This window comes from Occultella aeris, assembly GCF_902703175.1.
In the GTDB taxonomy this organism is placed as follows: Bacteria; Actinomycetota; Actinomycetes; order Actinomycetales; family Beutenbergiaceae; genus Occultella; species Occultella aeris.
Genome location: NZ_CACRYJ010000042.1, coordinates 107,743 through 123,963, shown reverse-complemented (window position 1 = coordinate 123,963; position 16,221 = coordinate 107,743). Strand labels below are relative to the sequence as shown.

Genomic DNA, 16,221 nt, shown 5'->3' with positions numbered 1-16,221 from the left:
CCCCCGAGGCGAAGGCGACGAACCCGCCCGCCGCGGCGACGCCGTCGACCCCCGCGCACAGCGCCGCGCAGGCGAGCGCCGCGACTCCGCCGGCCGAGGAGGTCCGCGCCGACATCCCACCGGCCGCGCCCGAGGTCACCGCGGAGGCACCGACCGCCCCGTACACGAAGTCCCTCACCGGCGGCGGTCCCCGCAGCGCCGGCGGCGACGACGAGGTCGAGAAGTTGCGTGGCGCGTCCGCCCGGACCGTCACGAACATGGTCTCCAGCCTCGAGGTGCCGACCGCGACCAGCGTGCGGTCGATCCCGGCGAAGCTGCTCGTGGACAACCGGATCGTCCTGAACAACCACCTCCAGCGCAGCCGCGGTGGCAAGGTCTCCTTCACCCACCTGATCGGCTTCGCCGTGGTGGAGGCCCTCGGGGACATGCCCGAGATGAACGCCGGCTATCGCGACCTGGACGGCAAGCCCGGGATCGTGCGCCCGGCACACGTCAACTTCGGGCTGGCCATCGACCTGGCCAAGCCGGACGGCACCCGCCAGCTGCTGGTGCCGTCCATCAAGGAAGCCGAGACGATGGACTTCGCCCACTTCTGGGCGGCCTACGAGGACATGGTCAAGAAGGCCCGCGGCGGCAAGCTCGAGGTCTCGGACTTCGCGGGCACCACGATCTCGCTCACGAACCCCGGCACCATCGGCACCGTCCACTCGGTGCCGCGCCTGATGGCCGGGCAGGGCACGATCATCGGCGTCGGCGCCATGAACTACCCGGCCGAGTTCCAGGGGGCCTCCACCGAGACCCTCGCGAAGCTCGGTGTGTCGAAGATCCTGACGCTGACCTCCACCTACGACCACCGGATCATCCAGGGCGCCCAGTCCGGTGACTTCCTGCGGATCGTGCACTCCAAGCTGATCGGCGAGGACGGCTTCTACGATCGGGTGTTCGCGTCCCTGCGGGTGCCGTACGAGCCGGTCCGCTGGACCCAGGACACCAACGCCGACGCCGAGGACGACTTCGGCAAGCCGGCCCGGATCGCGGAGCTGATCCACTCCTACCGCTCCCGCGGGCACTTCATGGCCGACACCGACCCACTGGCCTACCGCCAGCGCCGGCATGCCGACCTGGACGTGCAGAACCACGGCCTGACCCTCTGGGACCTGGACCGCACCTTCCCGACCGGCGGGTTCGGCGGCAAGCCCAAGATGCTCCTGCGGGACATCCTCGGACTGCTGCGCAACTCCTACTGCCGCACCATCGGCTCGGAGTACATGCACCTGCACGACTCCGCCCAGCGCAAGTGGCTGCAGCAGCGCCTGGAGTCCGGCTGGGCCAAGCCCGAGCCGATCGCCCAGCAGCAGATCCTGCGCAAGCTGAACGCCGCCGAGGCGTTCGAGACGTTCCTGCAGACCAAGTACGTCGGTCAGAAGCGGTTCAGCCTCGAGGGTGGCGAGTCGCTCATCCCGATGCTGGACAAGATCCTGGAGCGCTCGGCCGAGGAAGGCCTCGACGAGGTCGGCATCGGCATGCCGCACCGCGGCCGGCTGAACGTGCTGGCGAACATCGCGGGCAAGTCCTACGCGCAGATCTTCGCCGAGTTCGAGGGCAACCAGGACCCGCGCACCGTGCAGGGCAGCGGTGACGTGAAGTACCACCTGGGCACGGAGGGCAAGTACATCTCCGTGAGCGGCGAGTCCACGAAGGTCTACCTCGCCGCGAACCCGTCCCACCTCGAGGCCGTCGACGGCGTGCTCGAAGGGATCGTCCGCGCCAAGCAGGACCGGATCGACCTCGGTGGGGCCGGGTTCTCCGTGCTGCCCATCCTGATCCACGGGGACGCCGCGTTCGCCGGGCAGGGCGTGGTCACCGAGACCCTGAACATGTCCCAGCTGCGCGGCTACCGCACCGGCGGCACCGTGCACATCCTGATCAACAACCAGGTGGGCTTCACGACCGGCGCGTCCTCGTCCCGGTCCACGCTGTACGCCACGGACGTGGCGAAGGGCCTGCAGATCCCGGTGTTCCACGTGAACGGCGACGACCCGGAGGCTGTCGCCCACGTGGCCGAGCTGGCGTTCGACTACCGCCAGGAGTTCCACAAGGACGTCATCATCGACATGGTGTGCTACCGCCGCCGCGGTCACAACGAGGGCGACGACCCCTCGATGACGCAGCCGGTGATGTACTCCCTGATCGAGAAGAAGCGCAGCGTCCGCAAGCTGTACACCGAGGCGCTCGTCGGCCGTGGCGACATGACCGAGGACGAGGCCGAGGAAGCACTCTCGCACTACAAGGGCGAACTCGAGCGAGTCTTCACCGAGGCCCGCTCCGGCGCCAGCACCACCACCGACGACGTCCAGGTGGCCGGCCTGGAGCGTCCGGAGTCCCAGCTCGAGGACGCCGGGGTCATGGTCGGTTGGGAGACCGCCGCACCCACGCAGATGCTGACGCGGATCGGTGAGGCGCACGTTCGCCCGCCGGAGGGCTTCACTGTCCACCCCAAGCTCCTCCAGCTGCTCCAGAAGCGGCACCAGATGTCCACCGATGGCGACATCGACTGGGCCTTCGGGGAGATCCTCGCGTTCGGCTCCCTCCTGCTCGAGGGCACGCCGGTACGACTGACCGGGCAGGACTCGCGCCGCGGCACGTTCGTGCAGCGGCACGCGGTGCTGCACGACCGGGTCAACGGCGCCGAATGGACCCCGCTGATGTACCTCGCCGCGGACCAGGGCAAGTTCTGGGTGTACGACTCCTCGCTGAGCGAGTATGCGGCCCTCGGTTTCGAGTACGGCTACTCGGTCGAGCGTCCGGACGCCCTGGTGCTCTGGGAGGCGCAGTTCGGCGACTTCGTCAACGGCGCGCAGACCATCATCGACGAGTTCATCTCCTCCGCCCAGCAGAAGTGGGACCAGAGCTCCTCCGTGGTGCTGCTGCTGCCGCACGGCTACGAGGGCCAGGGACCGGACCACTCCTCCGCCCGCAAGGAACGGTTCCTGCAGCTCGCGGCCGAGGACAACATGATCGTCGCGGAGCCGTCCACCCCGGCGAACCACTTCCACCTGCTGCGGCGTCAGGCGTATCAGCGCCCGCGTCGCCCGCTGATCGTGTTCACCCCGAAGCAGCTGCTGCGTCTGCGGGCGGCCACGTCCTCGGTGGAGGACTTCACCACCGGGACGTTCCAGACGGTCATCGGCGACTCCGCCGTGGACCCGGCAACGGTCGACCGGGTGCTCATGTGCAGCGGGCGGGTCTACTACGACCTGCTCGCCGAGCGCACCAAGCGTGAGGACACCAGGACCGCGATCGTCCGCCTCGAGCAGCTCTACCCGCTCGACGACGAAGCAATCCGCGCCGAGCTCAGCCGGTACCCGAACGCCGAGTTCGTCTGGGTCCAGGACGAGCCGAAGAACCAGGGCGCGTGGAGCTACCTGGTGCTGAACCTGGTGTACGCCCTGCCCGAGATGTCGGAGGCGGCGCGGCTGAAGGGCCGGCTGCGCGTGGTGTCCCGCCCGAACATGGCGGCCCCGTCCGCCGGTACCGGCAAGAAGCACCAGGCGGAGCAGGCCACCTTGCTGAGCGAGGCATTCCAACGGTGAGCGCCGCGTCCCCAGACGCGGCGGGCACGCGCATCTGTGTGGTCGGCGACGACCTCGTCGCCGGGTTGGGTGACGCCCGCGGGATGGGTTGGGTCGGCCGGGTCGCGGCCCGGACGCAGTCGGAGACGCCGTTGGCGTTCTTCGCCCTGGCAGTTCCCGGCGAGACCAGCACCTCCCTGTCCGGGCGCTGGGAGACCGAGTGCAACCGTCGCTTCGGGGCCGGGGAGAACCGCCTCGTGGTGGCCCCCGGGTCCGCGGACCTGCAGCACGGGGTGTCCCTGGCCCGGAGCCGGCTGAACCTGGCCAACGTGCTCGACGACGCCGCCAACCGGCAGATCCCCACGTTCGTGGTGGGCCCGCCGCCGCGCGCCGACGTGTCCGAGTCCGCGCTCGGGGATCTCTCCGGGGCGTTCGCGGACGTCTGCCAGCGCCGCCGGGTGACCTACGTGGAGACCTTCGAACCGCTGCGTACCCATGAACAATGGCTCTCGGACACCTCGGCCGGCGACGGCACCCACCCGCAGCAGGCCGGCTACGGTCTGCTCGCCTGGTTGGTGCTCCACAACGGCTGGCACGAGTGGCTGGGCCTGCCCCAGGAGTGAGGACGCGTGTGACCGACACCTTCGTGGTCGCCGGGCAGGATTTCCTGCGCGACGGCGTCCCGCACCAGATCATCTCAGGCGCGGTGCACTACTTCCGGGTCCCGCGCGCGCTCTGGGAGGACCGGCTACGGCGGCTGCTTGCGATGGGCGCCAACGCCGTCGAGACGTACGTGGCGTGGAACTTCCACGCTCCGCACGCGGGCACCGATCCCGATTTCACCGGCGACGCGGACCTCGGCGCGTACATCGACCTAGCGGGTGACCTCGGCCTCGACGTCATCGTGCGACCCGGCCCCTACATCTGCGCCGAGTGGGACCTGGGCGGGTTCCCCTCGTGGCTGCTCACCGACGACGCGGCCGCAGGTGCGTTGCGCACCTCGGACCCGGCCTACCTCGCGCACGTGGACGAATGGTTCGACGCCCTGATCCCGATCATCGCCGAGCGCCAACTCACCCGCGGCGGACCGGTCATCGCCGTGCAGGCGGAGAACGAGTACGGCAGCTACGGCAACGACGCCGCCTACCTGCGCGCGATGGCCGACGGGCTCCGGGCGCGCGGGATCGACGTGCTGCTGTTCACCTCGGACGGACCGGAGCCGCTGATGCTTGCCGGCGGCACCGTGCCGGGCCTGCTGGCGACGGCGAACTTCGGGTCGCGGCAGGCCGAGGCCTTCGCAGAACTCGCCCGGGCCCGCCCGGACCAGCCCGGGATGTGCATGGAGTTCTGGAACGGCTGGTTCGACCACTGGGGCGTCGAGCACCACACCCGCGACGCCGCGAGCGCCGCCGAGGAACTGGCCGGGATGCTCGCGGACGGGCGCTCGGTGAACTTCTACATGGCGCACGGGGGCACGAACTTCGGGGTCTGGGCCGGCGCGAACTGCCACGACGGCCAGGCCGGCCCAGAGTTCCAGCCGACGATCACCTCCTACGACTACGACGCACCGATCGCGGAGGATGGCACCCTCACCGCGAAGTTCGAGGCGTTCCGGGACGTGATCGCCGCGCACACCGGGCGCACGCCGCCCGCTCCCCCGCCGGCGCCGGCCAGGCTGACCCCGCGCACGGTCGACGTGCAGTTCTCCCTGGACCTCGGCGCCGTGCTCGACGGCGTCCCCGCGGTTCTTGCACCGGCGCCCCGTTCGTTCGAGCGGCTCGGCATCCACCACGGCGTGGCCCGGTACGTCACCACCGTGCCCGGCCCGATGCCGGCCGCGGACCTGCACCTGGACGGCCTGGCCGACCTCGCCACCGTGGTGGTCAACGGAACCCTCGTCGGTCGCCTCGGCCGTACCCAGGCGGACCCCGGGTACGGCCACGCGGGCGACGGCCTGCGGGTCGAGCTCGACCAGCCGGTGAACACCATCGAGATCACCGTCACCTCGCTCGGCCGGGTGAACTTCGGCCGCCACCTGCGCGACTCCAAGGGCCTGCAGGCGGTGCGGCTGGCCCACCAGCACCTGTTCTCGTGGGCGCATGCGGGCCTCGACCTGACGACCCTGCCGGAGCTGGATTGGACCGCACGGGCGAGCTCCGCCGTCAGGGTCCACGGCGGCCTGCACCGCGCGGTGGTGGACCTGACCGAACAGGACGCCGGCGACGCCTACCTGGCCCTGCCCGGCTGGCACCACGGCCACGTGTTCCTGAACGGCTTCAACCTGGGTCGGTACTGGAACCCGGCAGGGCCGCAACGCACGCTCTACGCCCCGGCGCCGCTGTGGCGGGCCGGCGCGAACGAACTGGTGATCGCCGAGCTGACGCTGCCGGCGGACGCGCCGGGCGGCCCCATCGAGATCCGGGACAGCCCGGACCTCGGCTGACGCCGCCCGCGCAGCCACTCAGGTGGACGGCGGGTACTCCTGCTGCCCGCTCTCGACCACGTCGAACTCCTCCGGGTGCTTGCGCAGGTGTAGGAGCGCCGCCACCAAGCCGCCCCAGACCAGGACCAGGGCCACCACCAACATCACGATCGCCGCAGCACTCATCGCGGCTCACCTCCCTCGACGAGCACCGGCTCGTCCTCGACCACCCCGCGTCGCCACGGGATGAGGCTGACTCCCACCGCGATCACGATCAGGCCGATCGCCACGCCCCAGCCGAACACGCCGACGTAGCCGGCCGGCATCTCGCCGTAGCCGTCCCGGATCCGCGTGACCACCTCACTGATGAACATGTAGCCGAGCACGAGCGGGGTGACGACCCCGAGCAGCACGAACCAGGTGCGCCCGAGCTTGAACGAGGACACCGAGTTCACGTGCGCGGCCAGCTCGGGCAGCTTGCGCAGACCCCAGCCGATCACGATCACGCTCACCAGCGCGGCGCCGACGATGCCGAAGTTGTTCGCGAAGTTGTCCACCACGTCCAGCAGGTTCAGCCCGGTGGTGGTCGGGAACAGAGCGACCGAGACGACCGCCATCAGCCCGCCGGCGATCAGCACGGACTTCGTGCGGCTCCAGCCGAGCTTGTCCTCCACGCCCGCGAGGACCACCTGCACGATCGAGACGAGCGAGGTGATCCCGGCGAGGACCAGCGAGAGGAAGAACAGCACCCCGAACAGGCTGCCGCCGGGCATCGTGGAGATGATGGCCGGGAACGCGATGAACGCGAGCCCGATACCGGACTCGGCCACGTCCGCGACCCCGACCCCACTGGCCTGCGCCATGAACCCCAGCGCAGCGAACACCCCGATCCCGGCGAGGATCTCGAAGCCGGAGTTGGAGAACGCCACCACGAGTCCGGAGCCGGTCAGGTTCGACCTGCGCTTGAGGTAGGAGGAGTACGTGATCATGATCCCGAAGCCCACGGACAGTGAGAAGAAGATCTGCCCGTAGGCCGCGATCCACACCCCCGGGTTGGTCAGGGCGCCCCATTCGGGCGTGAACAGGGCGTCCAGACCGAGCATCGCGCCCGGCTGTCGCAGCCCCTGGATCACCATGACCACGAAGATGACGACCAGAACCGGGATGAAGATCTGGGAGAGCCGGGCGATGCCGTCCTGGACGCCGAGCCGGTGCACCACGAGCGCGAACAGCCAGATGATGATCAGCGGGATGCCGACCGCCGGCACCCAGGACCCGCCGAGGGTGAACTCCCCGCTCTGCTGCAGGAAGTCGCCTCCGAAGAACCCGCCGGGATCGTCGCCCCAGGCCTGGTTGATGGAGAAGCCGGTGTAGCGCACCGCCCACGCGATCACGACCGCGTAGTAGACGGCGATCACGAAGCAGATCCCGACGTGCCACCAGCCGATGGCCTCCGTGGCGCCACCGAGCCGGCGATAGGCCAGCGGGGACGATGCCCGGAACTTGTGACCGATCGCGTAGTCCAGGAACAGCAGCGGGATCCCCGCGGTGAGCAACGCCACCAGGTACGGGATGATGAACGCGCCACCGCCGTTCTCGTAGGCCACGTACGGGAACCGCCAGATGTTCCCCAGCCCGATCGCGGACCCGACGGCCGCGAAGATGAACGCCCGCCGTCCCTTGAACTGTTCTCGTTCCTGCGCCACGTCGTGCTCCCTTGCATTCGATGGTTGGTGGCCGGGCCACCGGCCACGGGGTCGGTCCTGTCAGCCGGCCCCGTCGATCTGCCCGGCGTCGCCCTCGGGCGCGTCCGACCGGTCATGCACCACGGAAACGCTGCCGGTGACGGTGCTGACCTTCACGAAGCTCGTTCCGGCTCCGCGCGGCTCGGAGACCGACGTGGATGACGGACCGGAGCCGCCTCGACGGTCGACGCCGTCGACGACGACCGGTGCGCTCACGCCGTGCACGCTCAGATCCAGGCCGACGTCAGGCGGGAGCGTCACCGTGATGGCCGCCGATACGCCGGTCACCGAAACCACGGACGACGGCGTCGTCGGGGACACGGCGACGTCACCTGAGACCGTGGTCACCGACAGGCGGGGCGTGGCCCCGCCGACGAACGTGGTGCCGGTCACGGTGGTCACGTTCGCCGGCCCGGTGTGCTCACCGACCACGATCGGACCGGACGCGGTGCGGACCGTGACCGAACCGGTGGTCCGTTCGGTACGGACCGGCCCGGACGCGCTGTTGACGGTCAGGTCCTCGGCCACGTCCGAGACGGACACGGCAGCAGCGACGGTCGCGGCGGTGACCCGGATTCCGGGGCCGACGCCGATCCGGACCCGAGCGCGGTCGTCGGCGGCGAAGGACGTGAGCCGCTTCAGCCAGCCCTCCCAGCCGATCGAGGGGTAGCCGATGGTCAGGCGGGCGCCGTCGGTGGCCACCTCCAGGGGTGCCCCGTCCACCTCGTCGATCTCGATGTGCAGGCCGGGCTCGGCGCGGCTCGAGACCTCCGCGCCGCCCTTGATGAGTTGGACGCGGACCTCCGTGACGCCGTCGGCCCCTGCGATCTCGATCGACTCCGGTCCGGTGACGATCCGACTCGTTGCTGCCATGTGTTGAACTCCTCGTGATCGGTTGGTGCGTTGGGGCGCGTGAGCTCGCGTGCTATCGGGTCAGGACCACCTTGCCGAACGCGGCGCCCGAGGCGAGCCGGGAGAAGGCGGTGCGGACCGCCGTCGTACCCGCGTCGTCGTCGGTGAAGTCGTGGACGGAGTCGAGGACCGGGCGGATCCCGGCTGCGACCATGGCGTCCCGCACGGCAGCGAGCTCGGCGAGCGTGCCCATCGTGGTGCCGATCACGCGCAGACTGCGGAAGAACACCCGGTTCAGATCCGCGGACGGCGCCGGCCCGCTCGTCGCGCCCGCGACGGCGATCACGCCACCGGGGCGAAGCGATCGCAGCGAGTGGGCCCAGGTGGCCTCGCCGACGGTCTCCAGCACCGCGTCGACGGGGGCGATGCGAGTGCCTGAGGCGACCGCGTCGTGGGCGCCGAGTGCGCGCGCCCGCGCGAGTTTGGCATCGTCCCGCGAGGTGACGGTGACGTGTATGCCGCCGAGCCGGGCCAGCACGATCGCCGCGGTGGCCACGCCCCCGCCGGCACCCTGGATGAGCACCCGCTGGCCCGGGGTGAGACCGGCGGCGCCGTAGAGCATCCGGTAGGCCGTGAGGTACGCCGTCGGCAGGCAGGCCGCCTCGGCGAAGCTCCAGCCGGCGGGCTTGTCCACGAGGTTGCGGACCGGGACGTGCACGTACTCGGCGAGGGTGCCGGGATGCAGCTCGGACAGCAGCGTCCGCTTCGGGTCGAGTGTCTCCTCACCGGTCCAGCCCGGTGAGGTGATCACCGCGTGCACGATGACCTCGCGGCCGTCGTCGGTGACCCCGGCGGCGTCGGTGCCGAGGATCATCGGCAGCCGGTCCGCGGACAGGCCGACCCCGCGAAGGCTCCACAGGTCGTGGTGGTTCAGCGCGGCCGCGCGCACCCGGACCCGCACCCAGCCGGCCGGCGCCTCGAGTTGGGGCAGGTCGGCGACCTCGAGCCCGGCCAGCGGGTCCTCGGGGTCCTGGCGGACGACGTGGGCGCTGCGCATCAACTCACCCTAGGACACCCGAGGTCGCCCGGCCATGCCGGGCGCCGGCCTCAGCCCTCGAACCAGCCTCGCGGGCGGTTGGCCACCGTGGGAGCGTCGATCGCCGGGCCGGGCGCTGCCCAGCCGACGGCGTTGGCCAGCACCCGCCGCACATGCGGGTGGTGGTAGACCGGGTACTCCTGGTCTCCGGGGCTGAAGTAGAAGATCCGGCCGTTGCCCCGGCGGAAGGTGCACCCGCTGCGGAACACCTCGCCGCCGGTGAAGGAGCTGATGAAGACCAGTTCCTCCGGAGCCGGGATGTCGAAGTACTCCGAGTACATCTCCTGCTCGGGGATGTCGATCGGGCTCGGCACCCCGGCCGTGATCGGGTGCCCCGGGGCGACGGTCCAGACCAGCTCCCGATCGGCATCGTTGCGCCAGCCGAGCGAGCACGTCGAGCCCATCAGGTCGATGAAGATCTTCGAGAAGTGGGCCGAGTGCAGCACCAGCAGCCCCATGCCGGCCAGGACCCTGGCCCGCACCCGTGCGACGACCTCGTCGCTGACCGCCTCGTGCGCCGCGTGCCCCCACCACGTGAGCACGTCGGTCTCGGCGAGGACCTGCTCGGTGAGGCCGTGCTCGGGCTGGTCGAGGGTGGCGGTGCGGACCACGGCGCCGTCGCCGAGGTGCTCGGCGATTCCCTCGGCGATGGTGGTGTGCATGCCGTCGGGGTAGATCGCCCGCACGGACTCGTCACGGTGCTCGTGGACGTTCTCGCCCCACACGGTGACCCGGATGGGGCGGATGGGCTGGCTGGGCTGTGGCATGGGTCTCTCCAGGGTGTCTTGGGGGTCGTGCGGTGGCTGCGGATCGGGGTCAGTCGGCCTCGACCGCGACCTCGCGGCCCTCGAGGGCAGAGCGGTAGCAGGCGTCGATGATCCGCGCCCGGGTGAGGGCGTCGCGGCCCACGTGCGCGGACCAGTCGCCGCCACGCACCGCGTCGACGAACTCCCGGACGACGGCCAGGTGCCCCTCCCCCTTCGTGACGGCGGGTCGGACCTCGGCGGGCACACCCGCGACGTCGGTGTAGATCCGCAGCGTGTCGGAATGGGTGTAGTTCTCGACGTCGACCGACGCGCCACCGTCGCTGCCGAACAGCTCCACACCGAAGTTGTCCCCGGGTCGCCGGTAGCTGGCCCAGCTGGTCTCCAGCAACAGGGTGGCGCCACCCTCGAGCCGCAGGAACGCCGTCGCCAGGTCCTCGACACCGTAGACGGACGCGACCTGCGTCTTGCCGACGTCCACCCGGCCGCCGAGGCCGCGCGGGCCGAGCTCGGCGAACGTGGACGCGGAGACGCTCAGCACTCGCGGCTCACCGAGCAGGAACAGGGCCATGTCCAGCATGTGCACGCCGAGGTCGATCAGCGGCCCGCCGCCGGCCATCTCGGCGTCGGTGAACCAGCTGCCCATGCCCGGGATCCCGTTACGGCGGCGCCAGTGCGCCTTCGCGTAGTAGATCCGACCGAGCGCGCCCGCGTCGATCTGGTGCTTGAGCACGTCCACGTCGCCGCGGCGGCGGTGGTTGAACGCGACGTGCAGCACCCGGCCGGCGGCAACGGCGGCGTCCACCATCCGCTTGCCCTCCTCGGCGGTCCGGGCGAGGGGCTTCTCGCAGAGCACGTGCGCACCGGACTCCAGTGCGGCCACGGTGACCGGCTCGTGCAGGTACGTCGGCGTACCCACGCTCACGATGTCCAGGTCGTCGCGCGCGACGAGGTCCTCCCACCGTTCGTAGCGGTGCTCGACGCCGTGACTGTCAGCGAGCTGGTGCAGCCGCTCGGTCTCGAGCCCGGCGAGCGCGACCACCTCCACGCCGGGGATCTGCTGGTAAGCGGCCAGGTGCGTCGAACCGGCGAAACCGAGCCCGACCACCCCCACCCGCAACGGTGTCGGTTCCTGAGACAGTGACATGTCACCTTCGTACGATCGGGATGTGGATCACGGGCCGGGCGCCACACTAGCCGCCACGGCCGCGGGAGGCGACCACCGCCGTCGAGCATCGCGAACGTGACCGGCGGGGCGGCTGGAGCCGCCCCGCCCGGCGACCACCCGCCGTCGGGCATCGGGGCGTCGGAGCCACCCGCCCAGGTGTGGGACCATGGACGGCGGACACTGGCATTCCGCCACAGTCGGTATCGAGGAGACAGTCATGAGCAAGCGCGGTCGCAAGCGCAAGGCCCGTCGGGGCAGCGCCGCCAACCACGGCAAGCGTCCCAACGCCTGAGCGTCGGGAAGCCCCGAGCGCCGAGCGACACCCACGTGGTGTCCTCGGCGCTTTCTCGTTCCCGGCCCGGCCGGCGCTGACATCGCCCCTGCGACCTTGACCTCGTACGCGCGCAGGGACGAGGTCAACGCGGCAGGTGCGATCGCACCGGTAGCGCGGGGTCAGTCGGTGCTGGTCGTGGTCCGCAGCAGCGAGAGTTGCGTCATCACGCGCATCCGCAGCGCGTCCGGCGCCACCTCGACGCAGGAGCGCTTGAGCACCACCCGCAGCTCGGTCTCGGCGCTGACGGCCTGCAGGCACGTCACGCACTCCTCGATGTGGGCGCGCAACCGGACCAGGTCCAGGTCCGGCAGCTCGGAGTCCACGTACTCGTACAGATGCTCCAGTGCCTCTTCGCACCGGCACTCACCCGTGTTCGGGCGGTCCTGGTTCATACCTTCTCCACCTTCATCCCCAGCGAACGCGCATGGTCGGCGAGCAACTTGCGCAGTTGGGCGCGCCCCCGGTGCAACCGTGACATCACGGTTCCGATCGGCGTGTCCATGATCTCGGCGATCTCCTTGTACGCGAAGCCCTCCACGTCGGCCAGGTACACGGCCAGGCGGAAGTCCTCCGGAAGTTCTGCCAGCGCGTCCTTGATCTCACCGTCGCCGAGCGAGTCCAGCGCCTCGGTCTCGGCCGAGCGCAACCCGGTCGAGGTGTGCGACGCGGCCCGGTGGATCTGCCAGTCCTCGACGGTGTCGGCGTCCGACTGCAGGGGTTCGCGCTGCTTCTTGCGGTAGGTGTTGATGAACGTGTTCGTCAGGATCCGGTACAGCCAGGCCTTGAGGTTCGTGCCGGGCTTGTACTGGTGGAACGCGGCGTAGGCCTTCGCGAACGTCTCCTGGACAAGGTCCTCGGCGTCAGCGGGGTTCCGGGTCATCCGCAGGGCGGCGCCGTACAGCTGGTCGAGGTAGGGCATCGCCTCGTCCTCGAACCGTCGGTCCCGGGCGGCCTCGTTCTCATCGTCGGGTGCCCGGTCGGTGTTCTCTGTCATCGGGGTCGAGCCTAGTCGCCCTGTGCCCCGTCGCAGTCCGGGCCGGCGGGCCCCCGCGGGTCCACTCGGGGACGGCCGCGTCGACGCGGCCGTTCGGGGACACGCAGCCGCGGCTCGGTGCTCGGTCAGTTCGGCGCTCACACGCTCCTCAACCACGCCGGGCCGCCGGTCATTCCGGCAGGGCTCTCCACTAGCACTCGCGGGGCATCTGCGGTAGTCATGGACCATGAATCCTCTTCGCCTGCTCGCCCGCCCGCTCCTCGCCTCGGTGTTCATCGTGGACGGCCTGGATGCCATCCGGAACGCGGACAAGCACGCCGAGAAGCTCGAGCCCTATGACAAGCCGATCCAGGCGATCGGCGACAGGGTTCCGCAGTTGCCCACCGACGCCAAGACGCTGACCCGGATCACCGGTGCGGTGACGGTTGGCGCAGGGGTCCTGCTCGCCACGGGGAAGGCCCCACGGCTGGCTTCGGCGGTACTTGCCGCTGTCACGGTCCCGCTCACGGTGGTCAAGTACCCGTTCTGGACCTCCAAGGGCGACCAGCGCCGCGCCGATACCAGCGGCTTCCTGCGCAACCTCGCCCTGGTCGGCGGCCTGCTGATCGCGGCCGAGGACCGGGTCGGTAAGCCTTCGCTGGGCTGGCAGTGGAACAACTGGCGGGCGCACCGGAGCGAGCTCGCGGACGTGAAGGCGGACCTGACCAGGGCGAACGTGAAGGCAATGAAGTCCGGCGTCAAGGCGACCACCGCGGATCTGCGGGCCAAGATCTCGTCCTGACCCCCCGGTAGGCTGGGCCGGTGCCCACTCTCACCGCCCCTTGGCCCGCTCCCGTCGCGACCCGGCCGCTCGATGCCACGGTGCTGGTCCCGGGCTCGAAGTCGCTGACCAACCGGACCCTGCCGCTGGCCGCGCTCGCGGTCGAGCCGACCCGGATCACCGGTGCCCTGGTATCCCGGGACGCCGACCTGATGATCGGCGCCCTGCGCGCCCTCGGCACCGGCATCGAGGCCTACGACGGCGGGACCACGCTGGTCGTGACGCCGGCGGTCCTGCGTGGGCCGGCCGAGGTGGACTGCGGCCTCGCCGGCACGGTGATGCGGTTCATCCCGCCGATCGCCGCGCTCGCCGACGGTCCCGTGCGGCTAGACGGGGACGCCGGTGCCCGGGTCCGGCCGATGGGCCCGGTGCTACGCGGCCTGGCGGCGCTCGGCGTCCCGGTCACCGGTGCGGACCCGGCCACGGGCGAGCCCGTCGACGACCCGTCGTTCCTGCCGCTGACGGTGCACGGGACCGGCCGGGTGCTCGGCGGTGAGGTCGAGATCGACGCCTCCGGCTCGTCCCAGTTCGTCTCCGCGCTGCTGCTCGCCGCGCCCCGGTTCGAGGCGGGCCTCACCCTGCACCACGTGGGCGAGGTGCTGCCCAGCCAGCCGCACATCGACATGACGATCGCGGCGTTGCGCGAGCGGGGCGTGAACGTGGACGACGCCGCGCCCGGCAAGTGGCGGGTGGAGCCGGGACCGATCTCCGGCGGTGACGTGGTCATCGAGCCGGACCTGTCCAACGCGGGCCCGTTCCTCGCGGCCGCGCTCGCCGTCGGCGGCACCGTACGGGTGCCGAACTGGCCGACGGCGACGACGCAGCCCGGCGCGCTGCTGCCTGGCCTGCTGGAGCGCCTCGGGGCCACGACGGCACTCGCCGACGGCGTGCTCTCGGTGACCGGCACTCACGCGGTGCGCCCGGTCGATGTGGACCTGAGTGCCGCCGGCGAGTTGGCGCCGACGATCGCTGCTCTGGCCGCGCTGGCCGACGGCGAGTCCCGGCTTCGCGGGATCGCGCACATTCGCGGGCACGAGACCGACCGGCTCGCTGCCCTGGTCACGGAGATCCGCCGGCTCGGCGGGTCCGCCGAGGAGACCGAGGACGGGCTGATCATCCGCGGCGGCGGACTGCACGGCGCCGACGTGGAGACCTACCACGACCACAGGATGGCCACGTTCGCGGCCGTGGTGGGTCTCGCCGTCGAAGGCGTCCGGGTCGTGAACGTGGCGACGACGGCGAAGACGCTGCCGGACTTCACCGCGATGTGGGCCGACCTGCTCGGGCCATCCGGCAGGGCGTAGGCCGGTCATGGCGGGACGCAGGGACTGGAGCGAGTCCGACGTCCGGGTGCGCCCGAACCCGAAGGGGAACCGGCCGCGCACCAAGCAGCGTCCCGAGCACGCGTTCGCCCGGGCGGCCCTGGTTCTGGCCGTGGACCGCGGCCGCTACCACCTGCTCACCGACGACGGCGTGCGCCTGACCGCGATGAAGGCACGGGAGCTCGGCAAGTCCTCGATCGTGGTGGGCGACCGGGTGGACGTGGTCGGCGACACCTCCGGTGCGAAGGACACCCTCGCCCGGGTGGTCCGGGTGCATGACCGGCGCACGGTGCTGCGCCGGTCCGCGGACGACTCCGACGTCATCGAGCGGGTGATCGTTGCGAACGCGGACCAGCTGGTCATCGTCACCGCGCTGGCGGACCCCGAACCGCGGCCCCGCATGGTCGACCGGTGCCTGGTGGCCGCGTTCGACGCCCGCATGGACGCCCTGCTCTGCCTGACGAAGGCGGACCTGGCCGACCCCGAGCCGTTCACGCAGCTGTACCGGACGCTGGACGTCGCGTCGGTCGCGACCTACCGCGAGGGCGTGACGATCCACGGGCTGGAGGCGCTGCGCGAGCAGCTGGCCGGCAAGGTCTCGGTGCTCGTGGGCCACTCCGGCGTCGGGAAGTCGACCCTGGTGAACGCCCTGGTGCCGGACGCGGACCGGGCCACCGGCGTGGTGAACACGACCACCGGCCGGGGCAGGCACACCTCCTCCTCCGCCGTGGCACTGGAGCTGCCCGGCGGCGGGTGGATCATCGACACCCCCGGGGTGCGCTCGTTCGGGCTGGGCCACGTGGATCCCGCCACGTTCGTGGATGCGTTCGCCGACCTCGCGGCGGTCGCGCAGGACTGCCCCCGCGGGTGCACCCACACCGCCGACGCCCCGGACTGTGCACTCGACGAGTGGGTCGCCTCGGGCGCCGCGGGCCCCGCGGGCGAGGCGCGACTGGAGTCCTTCCGCAGACTGCTGACGAGCCGGTCCGGCGACTCGGACTGACCGCGTGATGCCGGGCCGGATCTCGGCCCGTCCGTCGACCTGCGGGTTCGGCGTGGGGATTGGCATGGTCGAGGCAGAGGCGATCCCGCGATCGCTCCCGTGCCGTGGGCGCCCCGACCGATGTGGAGG

Annotated in this window: 15 protein-coding genes; 7 read left to right on the top strand and 8 right to left on the bottom strand. The window is 71.0% G+C overall.

The features are described 5' to 3' along the window. The 3 genes from HALOF300_RS14425 to HALOF300_RS14415 form a co-directional block, all read left to right on the top strand. A partial coding sequence (locus tag HALOF300_RS14425) for a multifunctional oxoglutarate decarboxylase/oxoglutarate dehydrogenase thiamine pyrophosphate-binding subunit/dihydrolipoyllysine-residue succinyltransferase subunit (RefSeq protein WP_156741627.1) occupies positions 1-3,593 on the top strand: 3,593 nt, incomplete at its 5' end. Then, entirely contained in the window at positions 3,590-4,195 is a 606-nt protein-coding gene (locus tag HALOF300_RS14420) for a GDSL-type esterase/lipase family protein (protein WP_269455291.1), read from the top strand. The genes HALOF300_RS14425 and HALOF300_RS14420, both read left to right, overlap by 4 nt. Positions 4,196-4,203: 8 nt before the next feature. Then, positions 4,204-6,015, top strand: coding sequence for a glycoside hydrolase family 35 protein (locus tag HALOF300_RS14415; RefSeq protein ID WP_197522564.1), 1,812 nt, complete (start codon positions 4,204-4,206; stop codon positions 6,013-6,015). An 18-nt stretch (positions 6,016-6,033) separates the two neighbouring features. Here the strand turns inward: HALOF300_RS14415 and HALOF300_RS14410 are convergent, their stop codons facing one another. The 6 genes from HALOF300_RS14410 to HALOF300_RS14385 are packed head-to-tail and all read right to left on the bottom strand — an operon-like array spanning position 6,034 to position 11,598. After that, positions 6,034-6,180 (bottom strand): methionine/alanine import family NSS transporter small subunit, encoded by a 147-nt coding sequence (locus HALOF300_RS14410; RefSeq protein WP_156741625.1) that lies wholly within the window; start codon positions 6,178-6,180, stop codon positions 6,034-6,036. Then, positions 6,177-7,700, bottom strand: a complete 1,524-nt coding sequence (locus HALOF300_RS14405; protein WP_156741624.1) for a sodium-dependent transporter — start codon at positions 7,698-7,700, stop codon at positions 6,177-6,179. Before HALOF300_RS14405 ends, HALOF300_RS14410 begins: the two co-directional genes overlap by 4 nt. A gap of 60 nt (positions 7,701-7,760) precedes the next feature. After that, entirely contained in the window at positions 7,761-8,612 is an 852-nt protein-coding gene (locus HALOF300_RS14400; RefSeq protein ID WP_156741623.1) for a DUF4097 family beta strand repeat-containing protein, read from the bottom strand. A 52-nt stretch (positions 8,613-8,664) separates the two neighbouring features. Then, a complete protein-coding gene (locus HALOF300_RS14395) occupies positions 8,665-9,648 on the bottom strand; it encodes a zinc-binding dehydrogenase (RefSeq protein ID WP_156741622.1) in 984 nt (327 codons plus the stop codon). 50 nt (positions 9,649-9,698) lie between these two features. Further along, positions 9,699-10,454, bottom strand: a complete 756-nt coding sequence (locus HALOF300_RS14390; protein WP_156741621.1) for a ThuA domain-containing protein — start codon at positions 10,452-10,454, stop codon at positions 9,699-9,701. Between the two features lie 49 nt (positions 10,455-10,503). Next, positions 10,504-11,598, bottom strand: a complete 1,095-nt coding sequence (locus tag HALOF300_RS14385) for a Gfo/Idh/MocA family protein (RefSeq protein ID WP_156741620.1) — start codon at positions 11,596-11,598, stop codon at positions 10,504-10,506. A gap of 238 nt (positions 11,599-11,836) precedes the next feature. Here HALOF300_RS14385 and HALOF300_RS27740 point away from each other — a divergent pair, with 238 nt between their 5' ends. After that, positions 11,837-11,911, top strand: a complete 75-nt coding sequence (locus HALOF300_RS27740) for a 50S ribosomal protein bL37 (RefSeq protein WP_407938729.1) — start codon at positions 11,837-11,839, stop codon at positions 11,909-11,911. Positions 11,912-12,072: 161 nt separating this feature from the next. Here the strand turns inward: HALOF300_RS27740 and rsrA are convergent, their stop codons facing one another. Next, entirely contained in the window at positions 12,073-12,345 is a 273-nt protein-coding gene (rsrA, locus tag HALOF300_RS14380) for a mycothiol system anti-sigma-R factor (protein ID WP_156741619.1), read from the bottom strand. Then, on the bottom strand, positions 12,342-13,088 hold the full coding sequence (locus HALOF300_RS14375; protein ID WP_408636848.1) for a sigma-70 family RNA polymerase sigma factor: 747 nt from the start codon (positions 13,086-13,088) through the stop codon (positions 12,342-12,344). Before HALOF300_RS14375 ends, rsrA begins: the two co-directional genes overlap by 4 nt. 85 nt (positions 13,089-13,173) lie before the next feature. On the opposite strand from HALOF300_RS14375, the gene HALOF300_RS14370 reads away from it, so the two are divergent. Genes HALOF300_RS14370 through rsgA form a run of 3 tightly spaced genes read left to right on the top strand, consistent with a single transcriptional unit; the run spans position 13,174 to position 16,092 of the window. After that, positions 13,174-13,728: a DoxX family protein gene (locus HALOF300_RS14370; RefSeq protein ID WP_156741618.1), complete on the top strand. Its 555-nt coding sequence runs from the start codon at positions 13,174-13,176 to the stop codon at positions 13,726-13,728. A gap of 20 nt (positions 13,729-13,748) precedes the next feature. Next, positions 13,749-15,071 carry a 3-phosphoshikimate 1-carboxyvinyltransferase gene (gene aroA, locus HALOF300_RS14365; protein WP_156741617.1) on the top strand — a complete coding sequence of 441 codons (1,323 nt, stop codon included), beginning with the start codon at positions 13,749-13,751 and terminating at the stop codon, positions 15,069-15,071. 7 nt (positions 15,072-15,078) lie between these two features. Next, positions 15,079-16,092 carry a ribosome small subunit-dependent GTPase A gene (rsgA, locus tag HALOF300_RS14360; RefSeq protein WP_156741616.1) on the top strand — a complete coding sequence of 338 codons (1,014 nt, stop codon included), beginning with the start codon at positions 15,079-15,081 and terminating at the stop codon, positions 16,090-16,092. The last annotated feature ends 129 nt before the right edge of the window (positions 16,093-16,221 follow it).